Genomic DNA, 17,029 nt, shown 5'->3' with positions numbered 1-17,029 from the left:
GAAAGGCTTTACATCAGCCAGTTTCGGACATGATGGGTCGATTGACTCAGCTCATGTCCGTTTTTCTTGGCGTCCCGCTACCGGATACAGAACTTCCCACTGTCCAGAAGATTAAGTTTAAGGAATATAAAAAGAAGATGGACGCTGCCCTTAAAAAGATTGCCTTGACGGACGTAAGAAACCTTGGGTCAATTGATCTCCAGTCAATCATAAACGAGCTTCTTTAAGACATTAATAAGTAGACTTTATGTTGCAAATTCAAGCATCAAAAATCACATCACCTTTGATGCCTGAAGTGTAATACTCAGCTTGCTTAATGATTCAATGAGCTACCAAAACAAAAAAGATCTGAGAAGATAGAAAGGCAAGGCTCTAATTATTCTATGCAATTTGAATGGGATAAAAATAAAGCCACTCGCAACCTGTCAAAACATGGCGTTTCTTTTGAGGAAGCAGAAACCGTTTTTGAAGATCCTCTCTACGTTGACTTTTATGATCCAGACCACTCAGAGGAAGAAGATCGCTATCTTATTGTCGGGGAGTCGCATCAAGGGCGCTCATTGATTGTGTCATACACAGAACGAGGAAACATAATACGCCTGATTAGTGCTAGGGAAGCAACACGATCTGAACGAGAAGTTTACGAAGAGGGATAATACAGCGATGGAAGACGATCTAAGACCAGAATACGACTTAAAAAGTCTGCGAGTCAGGAAACTAGGCTCTGGCAGAAAAGATTTTGCTGGGGTAACAGTACGCTTAGAACCCGACGTTGCCGAGATGTTTCCTGATGCTGAGGCAGTTAACGAAGCACTACGTTTTTTGATTCGAGTAATGCGGGACAATTCAGTTTCTAGCTCATCCAGGGGCAATTAGAAGAAATGGCCTCTAAACTAATGGGGGACTAGGTTATGTGGAAAGATGAAATCGTTGAAGAAATTCACCGTATTCGTGACGAATATGCCAAGTCCTTTAACTACGACTTAAAAGCCATATTTGAAGACCTGCGTAAAAAACAGGACGAAAGTGGCTATAAATTTGTTGACTTGTCAGGAAATCGCAGCTCGAAAACACGCTGGATAAAGCCATTGGAAGCTTCTACGGTGAACGATCAGAATGTTGATAAATAGGCCAGATCGAAGCGATGGAGCCTGAGTAATCTGCTCCCAATACGGCCCTCAATAGGGGCAGAAATTCCATGAGCAAGAAAACTGAAAATGCAATGCAGGATGATCTACGTCCCGAATACGACTTCTCTCAGATGAAGGGCGGCGTTAGAGGTAAATATGTTGAACGCTATCGTTCAGGCACCAACCTAGTCCTCCTAGATCCCGACGTAGCCCAAGCCTTCCCCACCGATACTGTCGTCATTAATAGAGCAGACCCATGATTACAACCCTCAACAAGCCATCGGCTCTAATGCATGAAATCCAGCTTGAGAAAGTTGGAGGCTGTAACTTGTTTAAATTCAGTGAGCCTCTTCAATTACGTATGGAGAGCCTTTTAGAAAGAAAAAAGCGGATGCAATAACCCCCGATGAAATCACTGAACTAGATGCAATTGGAGAACTTGACCGCATTTTTACCTACGTTAACGCCGTGCTAGCGGCTGACCACGTCAATCAGGGATGAACTTAAACAAGCCGTTCGACTATGGGGATATGGCGAATCCGCTCAAATATCAAATGGTCATCCAATGGTCTGAGGAGGATCAAAGCTTCTTGGTGCGTTTTCCCGATTTTCCAGGTCAGCAATGGCGTACCCACGGGAACACCTACACTGAAGCAGCAGCTAACGGCCTTGAGGCGCTAGAATCCCTTGTAATTGTCTATGAGGCAGCGGGTGAGGCGTTGCCAAAGCCTACTGTGATTGATGTGGTTTAACTCAAATGGCAGACGATCTAAGACCAGAATACGACTTAAAAAGTCTACGAGTCAGAAAACTAGGCTCTGGCAGAAAAGATGTTGCCAGAACAACTGTGAAATCGGAATCCAACCCTGCTGAGGCGTTTCCTGGCGCTGATAAGGAAGTGCGACCATTAGAAGAGGTCATGGAGGAGATTAGTCGAAAAGCGCAGGAGAGAGGCTTAACGCCAGAAATCCTTGAGTCTATTCTGGGTGAGTCAAGCGACGCTCAAACTCTGGGCTCGTGAGGCGATCACCGCTTTCTAGGGGTGGGGCCACGGTTGGTTTAGCCGCAGTGAGGGGGGAGGTCGCCCTAGGACGGGCCATCGGTAGGGTAGTTCTATGCTATCGGGCGGGTGGGGGAACCGCGATGAAATTCAGTACAGTAAATTCAGTACAGTAAACATAACGTTACTGTGATACGTGGCTGTCCGAGTCGTCGATTCCGGGTTTCGAGGTTGTCGATGGCTCGACTGGATGGCCCAATGCCTCCGTCTATCACCCTGTTCTGCGCCCTTACCTTTGCCGCCTTGCCATGACCCAGCCCACCGTTGACCCTCCGGCGACGACCGCCCCCGTTGAACCCACCGCCCAGCCTCCGGAAGCCCCGCCTAGTTTTGTCAAGTTGGCTATGCGGAACATGGTCAAAAAGGGCGGCAAGTCGCTGTATCACTTTGCCCTCACCACGGCGGGCCTGTTGGGACTGCTGGTGGGTTTGGCCTACCTGACTCGCTAGGGGGCTAAACCAAATGACCGTTACCCCCAACCCGTCTGAACCTGCCCTGGAATCGCCTGTCCTGGAGGAGCCCGTCCTAGAGGTGATCGTGGAGGGCCACCATCCCCAGGGCGATCTGATCCCTACGGAGGACTGGCAAGCTTGGTTTAGCCAATGGGCGACCCAGGTGGATTTGCCGCCCTCGCCCCTGGGAGCCTACGAGCTATCCCTCACCCTCACCGATGATGGGGAGATGGCGGAGCTAAACGGCACCTATCGTCACATCGAACGGCCCACAGACGTGCTCTCCTTTGCGGCCCTGGAGGATGAAACCCCCCTAGCCCCAGAATTGCTGGAGAGTGAGCCTTTTTATCTGGGGGACATCATCATTTCCTTGGATACGGCCCAACGACAGGCCGAGGCGGCGGGTCACGATCTCCGATGGGAAACGGTGTGGTTGGCTAGTCATGGGTTTCTACATTTGCTGGGCTGGGATCATCCCGACGACAACCAATTAGAGGCCATGCTAGCCAAACAAGGGGAATTGCTGCGGGCCATTGGCTTAGCTGTGGCCGATTAGCCCCAGGATTTGCCTTAATGGTTTGGATGTGTTGATGAATCGCTGGAAATCTTGATCGCTGGTGTAGACTAGCCTCGAAGCAAGATTTATGCTGTGGCGTAGCGGATCGCTGCCGGAGAGACAGTGGTTGGCCTCGTATTCATCTATAACTGCCGATCCCTAGGGATCTCCTATTTATGACGCTATATCGCGAAAAATCCGACTCGGTGCCCACCACCGATTTGCCCCGGCCCATCCGGCCCCTGTCCTGGAAAGTTGCAAATAACCTATTGGTGAGCTTTCAGTATGCGTGGCAGGGGGTCAGCTATGCCTTCCGTACCCAGCGCAACTTTCGCATCCATGTGGGGGTGGGGCTCGTGGCGGTGGGGCTGGCGGTTGGCTTGGGGCTAAGTGCGGTGGAAATCGCGGTGATCATCTTGACCTGTGGGGCGGTGATGACCATGGAGTTACTCAATACCGCCCTAGAGTCGGTGGTGGATCTGACCGTACAGCAGACCTACCACGAACTCGCTAAAATTGCCAAAGACTGTGCCGCCGCCGCCGTGCTGATGTCGGCCATGATTGCGATTTCCGTTGCGGTTTGTTTACTATTGCCGCCCCTGTGGCAGCGTCTTTTGGGATAACCCTGATCATGATTCTTGTCATTGATAATTACGATAGCTTTACCTACAACCTCGTGCAGTACTTGGGGGAACTGGGCCAGGAACTGCCCGTGGCCAAAGACCTCCGGGTATACCGCAACGATCAGATTAGCCTCTCCGAGATCAAGGCGCTGGCTCCCGATGGCATTGTGATTTCCCCCGGCCCTGGCACCCCCAATGATTCCGGCGTTTCTCTGGCGGTGATTCAAGACCTTGGCCCCACGGTGCCAATTTTGGGGGTATGTTTGGGGCACCAAAGCATCGGCCAGGTGTTTGGCGGCACCATCATTCGCGCCCCCGAACTGATGCATGGCAAAACCTCGCCCATCTACCACAAAGGCCAAGGCGTGTTTGCCGGATTGGAGAACCCCTTCCAGGCCACCCGCTACCACAGCCTCGTGATTGAACCCCAGTCTTGCCCTGAGGTGCTAGCGATCACCGCCTGGGTGGAGGATGGGACGATCATGGGCGTGCAGCACCGCCAATACCCTACTCTGCAAGGGGTACAGTTCCACCCAGAAAGCATCCTGACCGACTCTGGCAAGCCCATTCTGCGGAACTTCCTGTTGTCTATTCCCGTGGCCGTTGCGGCCTAGGTAGACGCGATAGGCAGACGCTCCCTCTCCCAGCCCCATTTCCCATGGCTTCTATCCTCGACCCGCCCATTCCCGCTAAGGTTGCCAAAATGAAGGCACGGGTCTGCTGGCAACATCCGACCCTGGTGGCCCACCACATTGACCAAACCCGGCTGATATTGGAGGACGGCCACGCCGAGGACGAGGAATTCTCCTTTTTGGTGATTGGCGATAGTGGATCTGGCCCCCACCCGGATCACCACCCCCAGCGGCGGTTGGCGGAACAGATGGTGCCTCACCTGGAGGACTGTCGGTTTTTGCTGCACACCGGGGATGTGGTGTACCAAGTCGGCTCCCGCGAGCAGTACCCTGAGAACTTCATCAAGCCCTACCGGGAGTGGCTGGTGGGGGGAGAGCAGCCCGAAAAGATTGCCTACGATCAAATGCTGTTTCGGTTTCCGTTTTTGGCCGTGCCCGGAAACCACGATTATTACAATCTGCCCCGGCTGTATAGTTTGCTGGTGCAGATTAGCAAACCCCTACGCAAGCTGCTGGGTATCGACCTCAATCCCAATGTGGGCTGGCATGGGTCGGGGGTGGGAGATGCCTACGCCCGCGCTTTTTTGGATTATTTACAGGGAATGCCCGACCAACGGCTAGCGGCCCACCTACGGGCCCATTATGGCCCCTGGGATGGGCACACCCAGGGCTTGCGCTACCGACCGGGGGTGTTTACCCGTCTGCCCAACCGCTACTACACCTTTCGCTACGGCGGCATTGATTTCTTTGCCCTGGATTCCAGTACCTTTAACGATCCCTCGCTACTCACTCACCAGGGAGGGCTAGACCATCGCCAGGAGCTTCAGGATCAGCGGCGGCAGGTGTTGGAGGATCGGCGAGCGGTAGAGGAGGCTGCGCTGCACCAAGACCTCAGGGATGCCCATGCCCAGGAAGACCTGGACGACTGGCAAGCCAAGGTGGAGCAGTACGACGAAATGCTGCTCGATCTCGATAAGCAGCTCAACGCCAACCCCACCGCACTCATTGATACCGAGCAACTGCTATGGCTGCGGGATGGCCTGATTGCCTCCTGGCACGACCCAGCGGCACGGGGGCGCATTGTGTTCTTCCACCACCCCCCCTACGTCACCGAATCGACCAAGTGGAACCAGGGCCAAACCCTGGCGGTGCGCCAACATCTGCGCTGGGTGCTGGATCAGGTCGCGGCGGCAGTTCCGGCGATCTCCCCCCAGACTCCCCCCGTGAATCTGGTGATCAACGGCCATGCCCACTGCTTTGAACACCTCAAGACCCTAGACACAGGCCACGCCGATGGTCACCTAGCCTGGATTGTCTGTGGTGGCAGTGGCCTCAGTTTGCGGCGTCAGCGGTCTGGGGGCAACGTTCTTTACGAAACCGTCCCCGACCTAACCCCCGAGGCCCAGGCCGAGCTTCGTCCCGTGGCCGAGTCCCAGCTTTTTGTAGGCCGCACAGGCAAAAAGCCCGACTATCGCCGCCCCTACTCGTTTTTGCGGGTCGATGTGAAAGGAGGCAAGGATCCTAAATTCGTCCTCACCCCCCATGTGTCTGAGCGCTTTCACCAAGATTGGCAAGACTACGCCTTGGATCCTATTTACCTTTAGGCGGGTTACCTTTAGGCAGGTAGCTTGGGTCAGGTTTCATCAGTCTGGCCAATCCCACGCCCTAGCCGAGGGTGCCCCCCTCCGTGGGACGATGGCGCTTGAGGATGACCATGGTTGGCCCTACCACAGGGTTACGGGCCACCACCAGGCCGTCGGCGTCCCTCAGTTGCAGGGTGGCCAAGGCTAGCCCCTGGGCCTGGGTATAGATGTCTTGGGCAATGCGGTCTTGGGAAGCCCTTCCCAGGCCATACCAGTCGTTACTGACATTGACCGACAGCACTTGCTGGGGCCAGTTGACCTCCACCGACTGAATCAGCCCCACCCCATAGGAACGGCTGATTTTGCTGACCCGATCCTGAATATCGGCAATCAGGCTTTGCTCCGGGGAAGGCTCCAGCCCCTCTGTTCGGTTGTCTATGGCCCGGTTGTCTGCGGTGATGGCAGGATCTGACGCACTACTTTCCCCCAAAGGCGAGGCCTTTCCCCCCTGTGCGCCCCCTGGAGAGAGGGCTGGTGCAGAGACCGAGATCTCCGGCCCCTCCACCCCCTGACCAGCGGTGCTCCCTCCCCCCAGGGGGTTCCACAGCACGAGCCAGAGAATCACCAGCCCCAGGGCAATGGCCGTCATACGTTCATCGCTGAGGGTGCGCTGCCAGGTGATCGGCAACCAAGACCGCACTTGGCGCAGCCCCCGACGCCAGATCGCCGCCCCATCGGCCAACACAATCATCAGTTGATCAATCATGCCCAATTCCTTCGGCTGGTAGGGAACCTCACTCGGCTCCCAATCGTCGTAGGGAAGAACTGTGCGACCGGGTTTTTCCGCTTCCCGGCGCGACCCAGAGCCAGCATCCAGCACCGAGGGATCTGGCTCGTCCCTTTCTTCACCCCCGCCTGTCGCCATCACCGAGGGCCAAGACGCCGCCTCTGGTCTGATGTCCCTCGGTGGATCCGCCGCCATGGCCGCTGGTTCAGATTCGTCCAAATCCGTCCACACCTCCGCTGCTGGGGGATTGTTCATAGGGAACTCGTTGGCTGATCGGTCTGCTGCATCGAGTGCCGACGACGAAGCAGACAACGCCTCAAAGCTGTCCGGCAAGGCGTCATCCACTTGGTGATCCACGGCTGAATCGGCCTCGGCTGGCGGCCCCTCCGGCGGCGTCATCGCCTCTGCATCGGGAATCGCTGGAATGTCTTGGGGAAAATCGGGATCGTGGGAATTCATAGGGCAACCCGCCTACCAAATCTTCGTTCACCTCTGCCCACCATAAACCAGATCGTCCGCCATGATTGCTGCTGGTTCAGCCTAGAGCGTTTCTAAAGCGGCTAGCAGGGCCTCTGGCTCAGCATTGTGGTGCAAAAAGGAAAACCAGTGACCGTAGCGCAGTTGGCCCTGGGCATCCAGCACAAACTGGGCGGGGAGCGGTGCCCCCAGCGCTTGCCCCGTGTGGTACTGGCGGAAACTTTGCCCCACCGGATCGCACAGCAGCGGTAGGGTAAGCTGCAAGTCTTCTACCACGGCCTTGCCCTGACGAGGGTTGAGGCTGGTCACCATAAACACCTCCGTACCCGCATCCCGAAACCGTTGATAGGCCGCATTCATGGCCATGATGTGGGGGTAACACAAGGGGCAGTACACCCCCTCGGCAAAGATGCGGGTGAAGGCCAGCACCACGGGCTGTTTGCCGCGCCAGTTGGCCAGCCTCACCGTGCGTTGATGGGTGACATCGAACAGGGCAAAATCGGGGCCCCTGCTTCCCAGGGCCAATCCCAGGCGGGCAGGGCGAGGCAGCAGGTACTTGCGCCAAATGTGCCAAGGGGCGAGGGACGGTGGGGCGGTCATGGTTGGGGAAAAGGCAGTCTGAGGGGGCGGTCTGAGGGTGAGCAAGGCCGATGTCGTCGGGGATGCTAGGGTGTTCCAGGGGATGACAGCGGGGAGGATGCCTCTGCCGCCGCAAAGAAGTCTTTAGATTTTACGGGATCAGGCACCATGGTTTTGTCGCCCGGTTGCCAGTCTACGGGGCAAACTTCGTTGGGGTTACTCTGCACATGCTGGATAGCCTGGAGCACCCGCAGGGTTTCGTCTACATTGCGACCAAAGGCCAAGTTGTTGATGGTGGCGTGCTGAAGGATGCCTTCCCGGTCGATGATAAACAGCCCCCGCAAGGCCACTCCGGCTTCTGGGTCGAGGACGTTGTAGGCGGCGCTCACTTCTTTTTTCAAGTCAGAAATGAGGGGATAGTTGAGATCACCCACGCCCCCGGCCTTGCGCTCGGTTTGAATCCAGGCGAGGTGGGCAAATTCGCTATCCACCGACACCGCCAAAATTTGGGCATGGAGCGCCTTAAATTCCTCGTAGCGGTCGCTAAAGGCCGCAATTTCTGTAGGACACACAAAGGTGAAGTCGAGGGGATAGAAAAACAGCACCACATACTGCCCCCGATAGTCCGACAGTTTCACGACCTTAAAGGCTTGATCGACCACCGCCGTCGCCGAAAAATCAGGGGCCAGTTGCCCAACCCGTAGACATCCCTCCGTCTGTTCTGTCATGGTGGCTTTCCTAACCAACGATTGCTCCTATAAGGGTAAACCCTATTGACTGGATTGCAACCCCGTAGGGCAGGCTGGTGGTCTTCGCCACCCTTCGCCACTGACAATCTAGGGAAGTCTTGGTCAGCGCCCGCCCTAAACCCAGATCTAAAGAGCTATCTCTAACCAAAATGGCTCAGGCGTGATTTGAACACGCGACCAAGGGCTTATGAGTCCCCTGCTCTACCACTGAGCTACTGAGCCGTAGCATGGCGTTGAGTTCATCAAACTCAACCCACGGTTAATAACTATATCACAGCAAAGCCCCAAGTTAGCCATTCTGATGGCGAGAAACGAGCTATTCGCTCCTCAGGATCGGTGGCGGGTCGGATCTATCTCACCCTCGATCTTCCCCAAGCCAAAACGGGCCAGCCCCATTGGAGCTAACCCGTTTTGCAGGAGGATGAGATTTGAGTCTAGCGACGGGGGAGGTGAGCCATGGGGTTCACAGTACCCGTACCAGGCAGGTGGATCTCAAAGTGGAGGTGGGGTCCGGTGCTGCGTCCGGTGCTGCCCATCTCAGCAATTTGTTGACCCTGGTTTATCTGTTGCCCTTCCCGCACCAGTAGGCGGCTGTTGTGGGCATAGCGAGTCAGGCTACCGTCAGGGTGGCGGATATCCACCAGGTTGCCATAGCCGCCAGAGTTCCAGCCAGATCGCACCACAACCCCGCTTGCGGCGGCCACAATGGGCGTACCCACAGGGCCAGCCACGTCAATGCCTCGGTGCATCCGACCCCAACGCCAGCCATAGCCAGAGGTAAAGGTGCCGTGGGTTGGCCAAATATAGCCATTGAACCGATTGGGGGCAGAGGGAAGGAAGCTGTCGGAGCCGGGCAGCATGGGCATCCCAGGGGAAACGGTTTGCCCCGTTTCGACGCTGGGGAAGGGGCGGTAGGCATCGGCCCCCATGGGAGCTGCCGCTAGCAGCTGTTGACCATTGGGAGTCGTTGCTTCAGGAGTTGTTGCTTCAGGAGCAACGGAAGTCGGGGCCGGAAGGTTGGGAAGCATAATCCGGGGAGCCGCCGCCACCTGGGTCGGTAGGGCTTCAGATTCCGTGGCAACATCGGTGATTGTCCAATCCTGCTGTTCGGCTACAGCAGGATTGGGATCTACCTCATCATCAGCGGTTGCCGCCGCCAAGCGGGGCGGGAGGTTAGGCAGTACGGGAGCCGTTGTCGAAGCATTCAGTTCTGCAACGGCTGCAGAGCTTGGGGCTTCGGTTTCAGGACCTTCGGCAACAAAGGTCGATTCCCGCACCAGCAGAGCCGAACTCTGGGTGACGGGTTGGCTTACCCTGGGAGCCGTGGTGACGCTAGTCTGAGAGGTGGATGTTTCGGGCAGAGCAGCTTCGGTACGGTTTTGCTCTAGGGCTAGACGGGCCAGACGAATCCGTTCGTTCAGCAGTTCCCGATCTACCATCGATCCATTGGACTCGCGGATGCGGGCGAGATGGTCTTGAATGACCTGCTCACGGGTACGGGGCGAGGTCATTTCCTGGGTACTGGGTGCCAGTCGGTCGCCAGCAGCAACCGTTTCAGTTTGGTCTGCTGGTTTATCCGGCTGTGATGTCGCTACCTCAGCTTGGGGAGCGGTGGCGACGGGCTGCGCGGGCCTACGGACAGAGAGACGAGGGGTTGGCTGACCTTCTTCATGGAGCGCCATGCTCATCGGCAGGGCTGAGGTGTTGCCCGTGGGGGCCGCCGTGGCATTGGGGTTAACGGCGATGCGTTCTGACGTTGATTCAGCCACCTCAGGCTTATCCGTCGGCTCAACGAGATCAGACTCGGCAGAGGGAGTTGCTAACGCCACATCTACGGCGGCGTCTTGCCAGGAACTTGAAGTCGTTGCGGTCTCAGTCAGCGGGGCAACGGCAATGTCTGGGCTAGGTTGAAGCTCTGGAGGAGCCACGTTGGGCTGAGCCGCTTGGGTTTCGGTGGTCGTGGCTTCAACCCAGTCATTTGAGCCGGAGGCCATCGCTAGGCTGGTAGAGCCTATGGCCTCAGATTGCTCACTTTCCTCGGATAGCTCACTGAGGGCTTCTTCGTCTAGCTTATCGGCTTCGGTTTCCGAGAACTCGGTGGTTTCACCCTCTAGGGAAACCCAGCCCTGCTCTAATTCATCAACGGAGAGCCGCGCCAGGGAGGCTTGATCTTCGGACATGGCCAGATCCTCACCGCCTACGGCACCCAAGGCGGATCCGGTGTTGGCCTGGTTATCGGTGGGCACCCGAAGCACTTGTCCCTCTCGCAGGACATCGCTGGGGGAAATGCCGTTGACGGACTTGATGGTATCAACATCCGCTTGGTGACGGGCGGCGATGTGCCAGAGGGTGTCGCCTTCGTTCACCGTGTAGTAATCTGCCGATGCCGTGAAGCTAGTCCCCAGGGGGGCAGCGGCAGTGGGCTCTTGAACGGTATTGCCAGCGGCGGGCAACACAACAATGGTGGATCCTTCGGCGGCAAGGGCCATACCGGGCATTGAGACGACGGAGGCCGTTGCCCCAACGGACAATGCAAAACCTAACATGCTGACCGGAGCGTTAACCTGCTGGCGACAAACTCCTAGTAGCCCAACTGCCGCAGCAGCATCACTTTGGATGGGCGCTTCGACAAGGGACTGTTTTCGAAATACACGCTTCAAGGAACGACCTCCTGTAAACCAGTGCTCGACGTCTTGAACATTGTCTCTAGGGTCACCAAAGGGGACGAGGGTCGTCCTCAGGCAATGGCGGTAAAACCCCAACAAACAGTGAAATTCAAACGGTAGAACAACAGATAAGTTACGGAACCAGTCTTAGCTCAGTAAGAATACCTTGCTAATCAGACTTAGGCAAGTTTACACAAGTTTATGTAAAAAACAATGCCCAATCTTATTTGGCCTGTTCGAGATAGCCAACTGAGAAACTGGCCATCTTGGAACACAACATATAGGTTTAACCCTATAAAAAAGGATTTGGCAAGTGTGTGGGCTAGGACGGCTGATCCCTAAACCGGACAGAATGTTGGAGCAGATCGGGCGACAGTCCTCCCGATCAAGATCGCCTGAAATCCCCTTTGGATAAGGCATCTGGGGAAAGAGAAGCCGATGCAAAACAGCCCCTTTGATCTCGCTTGATCCCCGTTTTTTGCGATCTAGGGCTTGAGCATATGGATTTCTTATCTAGATCGGCATTATTTTGTATCGAGGATGACGTTGTTTCTTAAACCTATGCTCTGTCGCCCTTAAAGCGAGGGGGATCCCCAATTCAGGGGGTTGGCCAGAGATCGATCTGCCGTAGGCACTCGAATAGACCAATGGCCGCACTGCTCGCTAGATTTAAGCTTCTCACGGCCCCCCGATTCATCGGAATAGCGACGACTTCGGTGCATTGGGCCAGTACGGCAGACGGTAGCCCCTCCGTTTCGCTACCAAAGAGGAGCCAGTCGTCTGCCCGGTAGGCTAGATCAATATAGCGGCACGATCCGGAGGCACTGAAGCCAATGGTGCGCCCGCCCATTCGTTGACGCTGGCGGTCAAAGCTGTCCCAGTCGTCGTGGAGGGTGAGATTGACCTGGGGCCAGTAGTCTAGCCCCGCCCGCTTTAGGTATCGATCACTGAGTTCAAAGCCTAGGGGGCCAACCAAGTGGAGCGGTGTGTTGGTAGCGGCACAGGTGCGGGCAATATTTCCCGTATTTGGCGGAATTTGGGGATTAACAAGGACAAGCTGGGGCATGACAGCAATCAATACAAAGGCCGAATGGATGAATGCATGAATTGGCGACTTTGTCTAGCACCAATAGGAAAGTTTTATCTTTTGGTCTAAATTCATGGCGCTAGAGGGCGTGGTCGAGGTAAGGCCTAAAAATGCAGCAAAAGATAACCTGGAGTTATCAGGGTGATAGAGAAGCCTGGGGGCGATGGGGTGCTCTGTGAGGTTGCCTAGGCGGCGCAGGGCTCACAGATCTCCTGGGCAAGCTGATCTTCGTGGGTTTTCACGGTTTGGATGGCGGTTTTGAGGATAGTGGGCACCGATTGTCCGGCGTCGTACTGCTGGATCCAGCGCTGGGCTTCGTTGCCCTCCCGCAAAATCCGCTTCAGGGGGCTGAGAAAACAGCTAATGCCGTTGGCCTTGGCGATGGGCCAAACCTCATCATAGAGTTCTTGGATCCATTCTTTCGCTGAGATACTTCGACCATCCTGCCAATGGCGCAGGTCAGCCTCTAGGCTGTGCTTGGCCACGGCAATTTCGTTGGCGTCGCTGATCCGCACGAGGTCGTGGTTGCGGCTCTCGGTGGGGAACTGGCTGAGCACCAAAGGATCCAGGTCGGGATTCTGCATCATCTGAATCAGGCGGGCTTCTAACAGGGCCGTCACCGCCAGCAGGCCAATGGGGTCGCTAATCAGGTCACAAATGCGCAACTCTAAACGGTTGAGGCTGTAGGGACGACGATCACCATTGGGCCGCACCGATGACCACAGGTGGCGTACATTTTGCATGGTGCCCGCCGCCAGTTGTTCCTCCATCCAGTCAATGTGGTGGCGATGGCTTTCAAACAGGGGCACATCGGCGGGGGTTTTGGGGAAGACCTGCCAGCGGCTGGAGTGGGATCCGGTTACCGCCCCATCGAGAAAGGGCGAAGAGGCGGTGAGGGCGAGGTAGAGGGGGGCTTCTACCCGCACCAAACGGCAGGCCCGCATCAGCATTTTGGGGTCGGAAATGCCGATATTGATGTGAATACTGGCGGTGACGACGGTGGTGCCGTAGGTTTGCTCGATGTAACTGTGGTAGGGGTTGCTGGGGTCGGATCGGAAGAAACGATCCGTTGGCCCCAGGGCCAGGGTACTGCCCGGAATGAGGGTGTAATTCCCGAGATCTTGTAGGTACCGACGGAGTTCGTGGCGGGGGCGCACCAACTCACAGAGCAGCTTTTCGTACTGGCAGAGGGGCGGGGTGGTGTATTCCACGTTGCGACTATCGGGCTCGCGCACAAAGCCATTCAGATCGGCCACAATCCGATCCGACAGCCCGACCACGTCCCCATTGGGAGTGCCCGTGTACATTTCCACTTCAAACCCTTTCGATAGCAGCACGGCAGACCCCGCAATTAGATCGTCAAATTTTCTCTATATATAAATAGTATCGGTCGAGGGACGGGGGGGTTAGGGAATCGGGGTCTCCTCCAAGATTTGCGTGATGAGATCCTTGGGGCGGGCATTGCCAACGGGGATGAGGCGGTGGGCCAAAACGTGGGGGGCGAGGGTTTTCACGTCGTCGGGGATGGCGTAGTCGCGGCCTTCCAGGTAGGCGAGGGCTTGGACGGCGCGGTAGAAGGCCACCGACCCACGGGGGCTGACACCGAGGGTGATTTCCCGGTGGGCACGGGTGGCGCGGACGAGGTCGAGGATGTACTGCTGAAGGGAGGCTTCTAGGGCAACCTGGGCGCACTGTTGGCGTAGGGCTACCACTTCTTCGAGGCTGATGCAGGGCTGGATGTCGCGGCTCATCGATCCGCCCCCCAGTCGTTGCAGCATACCCAACTCTTCGGTTTCGGTGGGGTAGCCCAGGCTAAAGGAGAGGGCGAAACGATCCATCTGGGCTTCCGGCAACGGAAAGGTGCCCTGGTATTCCACCGGGTTTTGGGTGGCGACGACAAAAAACGGGTCGGGCACGGGGCGAGAGAGGCCGTCGGTGGTGACTTGGTGCTCCTCCATCACCTCCAGCAGAGCGGATTGGGTGCGGGGGGTGGCGCGGTTAATTTCGTCGGCCAGCAGAATGTTGGCGAACACTGGCCCCGGCATAAACTGAAATTCGCCGCTGTTGGGGTTCCAAATGCTGGTGCCCGTCACGTCGGTGGGTAGCAGGTCGGGGGTGCATTGAATCCGCTGAAAGTTGCCGTCTATGCAGCGGGCCAAGGACTTGGCCAGCAGGGTTTTGCCCACACCGGGAACATCCTCTAGCAGGGCATGGCCATCGGAAAACAGCGCCACCAGCACCAGGCGAATGGCCTTGTCTTTGCCGACGATGGCTTTACTGAGGTTTTGAACCAGCGTTTCAATCCGATCTCGCATGAGCCTTGCCTTTCGTATTCTAGTTCTGGTGCTTATTCTGCTGACCTTCTAGGCTTATCATGACCCCGATCAGCCCCAATTGCCCACCGGAGTTTTGGCCAGGGCGGCGAGGGCGGTCTGACAGTCCTGCTCAATTTGGGCCTTCAGGGCATCGAGGGAGGGGAAGCGTTGTTCGGGGCGCAGGTGCTGGTTCAAAAATACCTGGAGAGATTTGCCGTAGAGATCCCCCGACCAGTGCAGCAGATGGACTTCCACCGTCACGCTCAGCCCTTGCACCGTGGGCCGTTGGCCAATGTTCATCACCCCCGGTAGGCGCTGCCCTGCCACCGGACTGGCCCCCTCCACCCACACACTGTAGACCCCGTGGGGCGGCAAAAACTTATCTTCGGGGATGGCCAGGTTGGCGGTGGGAAAGCCCAGGGTGCGGCCCAGTCGTTGGCCCTTCACCACCCGCCCCGACAGACTATAGGGACGCCCCAGCAGGGCTTCGGCAGTGGCCAGATCGGCCTGGGCCAGGGCGTTGCGAATGCGAGAACTGCTGATGCGCTCTCCCCCTAGGCAGGTATGGGGCGTGATATGGACTTCCACGCCGTAGGGACGGGTAAGGGTTTGCAGGTCGTCTACGGTGCCCTGGCGCTTTTTGCCAAAGCAGAAATCCTTGCCGACGCTGATGTACTGCACCTTGAGCTGTTGAATCAACAGGTCTTCGACAAATTCCTGGGGGGTGAGGTTGGCAAGGGCTTGGGTGAAGGGCAGCAGCACCAGTTGACCGACGCCGAGCTGGCTGATCATCGCCGCCTTTTCGGTGATGGGGGTGAGGGCAGGACGAGATTTGCCAGAGAAAAATTCCTGGGGATGGGGAAAAAAGGTCATCACTGTGGGGGTGGGGGTGGTTCGCAGATCCCGCATCCGTTGGTCGATGTCGGGGAGAGGAAGATCGTTGGGACTCGGCCCCCTGCGACGGCTGAGTCCCCGCAGGGGGGGCGTTGGATCAAGGGTGGTTAACGCTGGGGCCGATCCTTGGGCTAGGGAGTCGCTATGGCCTAACCCCAGGGCGTGGGCCGAAATTTGCTGCATAACGGCTTGATGCCCCAAATGGACACCATCAAAGTTCCCCAGGGCAATGGCCGTTGGAGTGATGGCGGTCGTTAGGGAAGAGGTAATCCACACGCTTTACATTTTGACATAACCGCTCCCCCCGACCGCATCCTCGCTTCAAGGGACTTTGAATCGATTCTGGATCCCCTATCCCCCCTGGGAGAGGGGAGGGGCTACGCTGAAGGTCTAGTGAACAGGCAGCAGGGTGGCAGGGGTGGGGGCATTGAGGTCGAGGGCCATGCCTTCGCGGGCGACGACGCTGTGGGGAAAGGCGGCTTTGGTGTCGGCGGCGACTTGATCCATGAAGTCGTCGTCGTGGGCGGGGTCGTGGTGGAAAATGACCAGGGTTTTGACGTTGGCAGCCTGGGCGACTTTGACCGCCTCCTGCCAGGTGGAGTGGCCCCAGCCCACCTTGCTGGATTTGGGATCGCTATACTCGGCGTTGGTGTAGGTGGCGTCGTAGATCATTACGTCGGCGTCGCGGGCGAGGGACAGCACGTTTTCGTCGAGGCGATCTGGAAAGTGCTCGGTGTCGGTAATGTAGGCGGCGGCCTTGCCCTGGCAGGAGACTCGATAGCCTACGGACTCGCCAGGGTGGTTCAGCAGGGCGTTTTCCACCACCACATCGCCAAGGGTGACGGTTTCACCAATTTCAATGTCGTGGAATTTCAGATCGGCCCCCATGATTTGCAAGGGCACCGGGAAATTAGGGTGCAGCATTTGGTCGTTGAGGCGCTGCTCGATGGTAGAACCGTTGGGGGCGATGGCCCCATAGATATTGAAGCGGTTGCCCTTGATGAAGGCCGGAACAAAAAAAGGAAAGCCCTGGATGTGATCCCAGTGGGAATGGGTGAAGAAGAGGTTGGCCTCTAGGGGCATGTGTCGCAGCAGCGAGACGCCTAACTCCCGCAGCCCAGTGCCGCCGTCAAAAATCAGGCGATGGTCGCCCACCAGCATCTCAATACAGGAGGTGTTGCCCCCATAGCGGACGGTGGGGGCTCCTGGGCAGGCGATACTGCCACGAACGCCCCAAAACCTGACTAGAAACTGCGGGTTTAGCTCGGCCATGAATCTTTAGGTATCAAAAGGAACGTGGGCAGGTATAACCAGTCAATTCTGCCGTAGAGCAACGCTATCAGGATGATGAGTAGGATTCTTTTTATAGTAATGAAGTTTTCTGGTTCTGGTCTGTGATTTCCGTCAACACTAATTTTACGGAGTGACCGTCATCACCG

20 protein-coding genes and 1 tRNA gene are annotated in these 17,029 nt (G+C 56.8%); 11 read left to right on the top strand and 10 right to left on the bottom strand.

The window, feature by feature from the left end:
- The 11 genes from H6G62_RS27505 to H6G62_RS15260 all read left to right on the top strand — a co-directional run.
- Positions 1-227 (top strand): hypothetical protein (locus H6G62_RS27505; RefSeq protein WP_206755647.1); only part of this gene is annotated, 227 nt, incomplete at its 5' end.
- A gap of 156 nt (positions 228-383) precedes the next feature.
- Complete coding sequence (locus H6G62_RS15305) at positions 384-656, top strand: BrnT family toxin (protein ID WP_190496636.1); 273 nt, start codon at positions 384-386, stop codon at positions 654-656.
- Between the two features lie 255 nt (positions 657-911).
- The gene (locus H6G62_RS15300) at positions 912-1,130 is read left to right on the top strand and encodes a hypothetical protein (RefSeq protein ID WP_190496634.1); all 219 of its coding nucleotides are present in this window, start codon (positions 912-914) and stop codon (positions 1,128-1,130) included.
- A 68-nt stretch (positions 1,131-1,198) separates the two neighbouring features.
- Positions 1,199-1,390, top strand: coding sequence for a hypothetical protein (locus H6G62_RS15295; RefSeq protein WP_190496632.1), 192 nt, complete (start codon positions 1,199-1,201; stop codon positions 1,388-1,390).
- A gap of 237 nt (positions 1,391-1,627) precedes the next feature.
- Positions 1,628-1,882 (top strand): type II toxin-antitoxin system HicB family antitoxin, encoded by a 255-nt coding sequence (locus H6G62_RS15290; RefSeq protein ID WP_242052072.1) that lies wholly within the window; start codon positions 1,628-1,630, stop codon positions 1,880-1,882.
- A gap of 5 nt (positions 1,883-1,887) precedes the next feature.
- A complete protein-coding gene (locus tag H6G62_RS15285) occupies positions 1,888-2,151 on the top strand; it encodes a hypothetical protein (RefSeq protein ID WP_190496648.1) in 264 nt (87 codons plus the stop codon).
- A gap of 287 nt (positions 2,152-2,438) precedes the next feature.
- Positions 2,439-2,639, top strand: a complete 201-nt coding sequence (locus H6G62_RS15280; RefSeq protein WP_190496630.1) for a DUF3285 domain-containing protein — start codon at positions 2,439-2,441, stop codon at positions 2,637-2,639.
- Between the two features lie 13 nt (positions 2,640-2,652).
- Complete coding sequence (ybeY, locus tag H6G62_RS15275) at positions 2,653-3,198, top strand: rRNA maturation RNase YbeY (RefSeq protein WP_190496628.1); 546 nt, start codon at positions 2,653-2,655, stop codon at positions 3,196-3,198.
- A 176-nt stretch (positions 3,199-3,374) separates the two neighbouring features.
- Positions 3,375-3,821, top strand: coding sequence for a diacylglycerol kinase family protein (locus H6G62_RS15270; RefSeq protein ID WP_190496626.1), 447 nt, complete (start codon positions 3,375-3,377; stop codon positions 3,819-3,821).
- An 8-nt stretch (positions 3,822-3,829) separates the two neighbouring features.
- Positions 3,830-4,435 (top strand): aminodeoxychorismate/anthranilate synthase component II, encoded by a 606-nt coding sequence (locus H6G62_RS15265; RefSeq protein WP_190496624.1) that lies wholly within the window; start codon positions 3,830-3,832, stop codon positions 4,433-4,435.
- Between the two features lie 44 nt (positions 4,436-4,479).
- On the top strand, positions 4,480-6,057 hold the full coding sequence (locus tag H6G62_RS15260) for a metallophosphoesterase (RefSeq protein WP_190496622.1): 1,578 nt from the start codon (positions 4,480-4,482) through the stop codon (positions 6,055-6,057).
- Positions 6,058-6,118: 61 nt separating this feature from the next.
- Here H6G62_RS15260 and H6G62_RS15255 read toward each other — a convergent pair whose 3' ends face one another.
- The 10 genes from H6G62_RS15255 to H6G62_RS15210 all read right to left on the bottom strand — a co-directional run bounded on the left by H6G62_RS15255 (position 6,119) and on the right by H6G62_RS15210 (position 16,862).
- Complete coding sequence (locus tag H6G62_RS15255) at positions 6,119-7,282, bottom strand: hypothetical protein (protein ID WP_190496620.1); 1,164 nt, start codon at positions 7,280-7,282, stop codon at positions 6,119-6,121.
- Between the two features lie 81 nt (positions 7,283-7,363).
- Positions 7,364-7,945, bottom strand: a complete 582-nt coding sequence (locus tag H6G62_RS15250; protein WP_242052070.1) for a peroxiredoxin family protein — start codon at positions 7,943-7,945, stop codon at positions 7,364-7,366.
- A 20-nt stretch (positions 7,946-7,965) separates the two neighbouring features.
- Positions 7,966-8,607, bottom strand: a complete 642-nt coding sequence (locus H6G62_RS15245) for a peroxiredoxin (protein ID WP_190496618.1) — start codon at positions 8,605-8,607, stop codon at positions 7,966-7,968.
- A 171-nt stretch (positions 8,608-8,778) separates the two neighbouring features.
- A tRNA-Met gene (locus H6G62_RS15240) sits at positions 8,779-8,850 on the bottom strand.
- A gap of 212 nt (positions 8,851-9,062) precedes the next feature.
- On the bottom strand, positions 9,063-11,288 hold the full coding sequence (locus H6G62_RS15235) for a peptidoglycan DD-metalloendopeptidase family protein (protein ID WP_190496616.1): 2,226 nt from the start codon (positions 11,286-11,288) through the stop codon (positions 9,063-9,065).
- 604 nt (positions 11,289-11,892) lie between these two features.
- Entirely contained in the window at positions 11,893-12,360 is a 468-nt protein-coding gene (locus tag H6G62_RS15230; protein ID WP_190496614.1) for a tRNA (cytidine(34)-2'-O)-methyltransferase, read from the bottom strand.
- Positions 12,361-12,566: 206 nt separating this feature from the next.
- Complete coding sequence (gshA, locus tag H6G62_RS15225) at positions 12,567-13,718, bottom strand: glutamate--cysteine ligase (RefSeq protein WP_190496612.1); 1,152 nt, start codon at positions 13,716-13,718, stop codon at positions 12,567-12,569.
- A gap of 69 nt (positions 13,719-13,787) precedes the next feature.
- Complete coding sequence (locus H6G62_RS15220; protein ID WP_190496610.1) at positions 13,788-14,696, bottom strand: MoxR family ATPase; 909 nt, start codon at positions 14,694-14,696, stop codon at positions 13,788-13,790.
- Between the two features lie 69 nt (positions 14,697-14,765).
- Positions 14,766-15,866, bottom strand: a complete 1,101-nt coding sequence (locus H6G62_RS15215) for a bifunctional riboflavin kinase/FAD synthetase (protein ID WP_190496608.1) — start codon at positions 15,864-15,866, stop codon at positions 14,766-14,768.
- Positions 15,867-15,980: 114 nt separating this feature from the next.
- Entirely contained in the window at positions 15,981-16,862 is an 882-nt protein-coding gene (locus tag H6G62_RS15210; protein WP_190496606.1) for an MBL fold metallo-hydrolase, read from the bottom strand.
- Between the last annotated feature and the right edge of the window lie 167 nt (positions 16,863-17,029).

The sequence above is a fragment of the Phormidium sp. FACHB-1136 genome, from assembly GCF_014697375.1.
Lineage (GTDB): Bacteria > Cyanobacteriota > Cyanobacteriia > Phormidesmidales > Phormidesmidaceae > Nodosilinea.
This window is presented reverse-complemented; position numbering and strand designations above follow the sequence as displayed.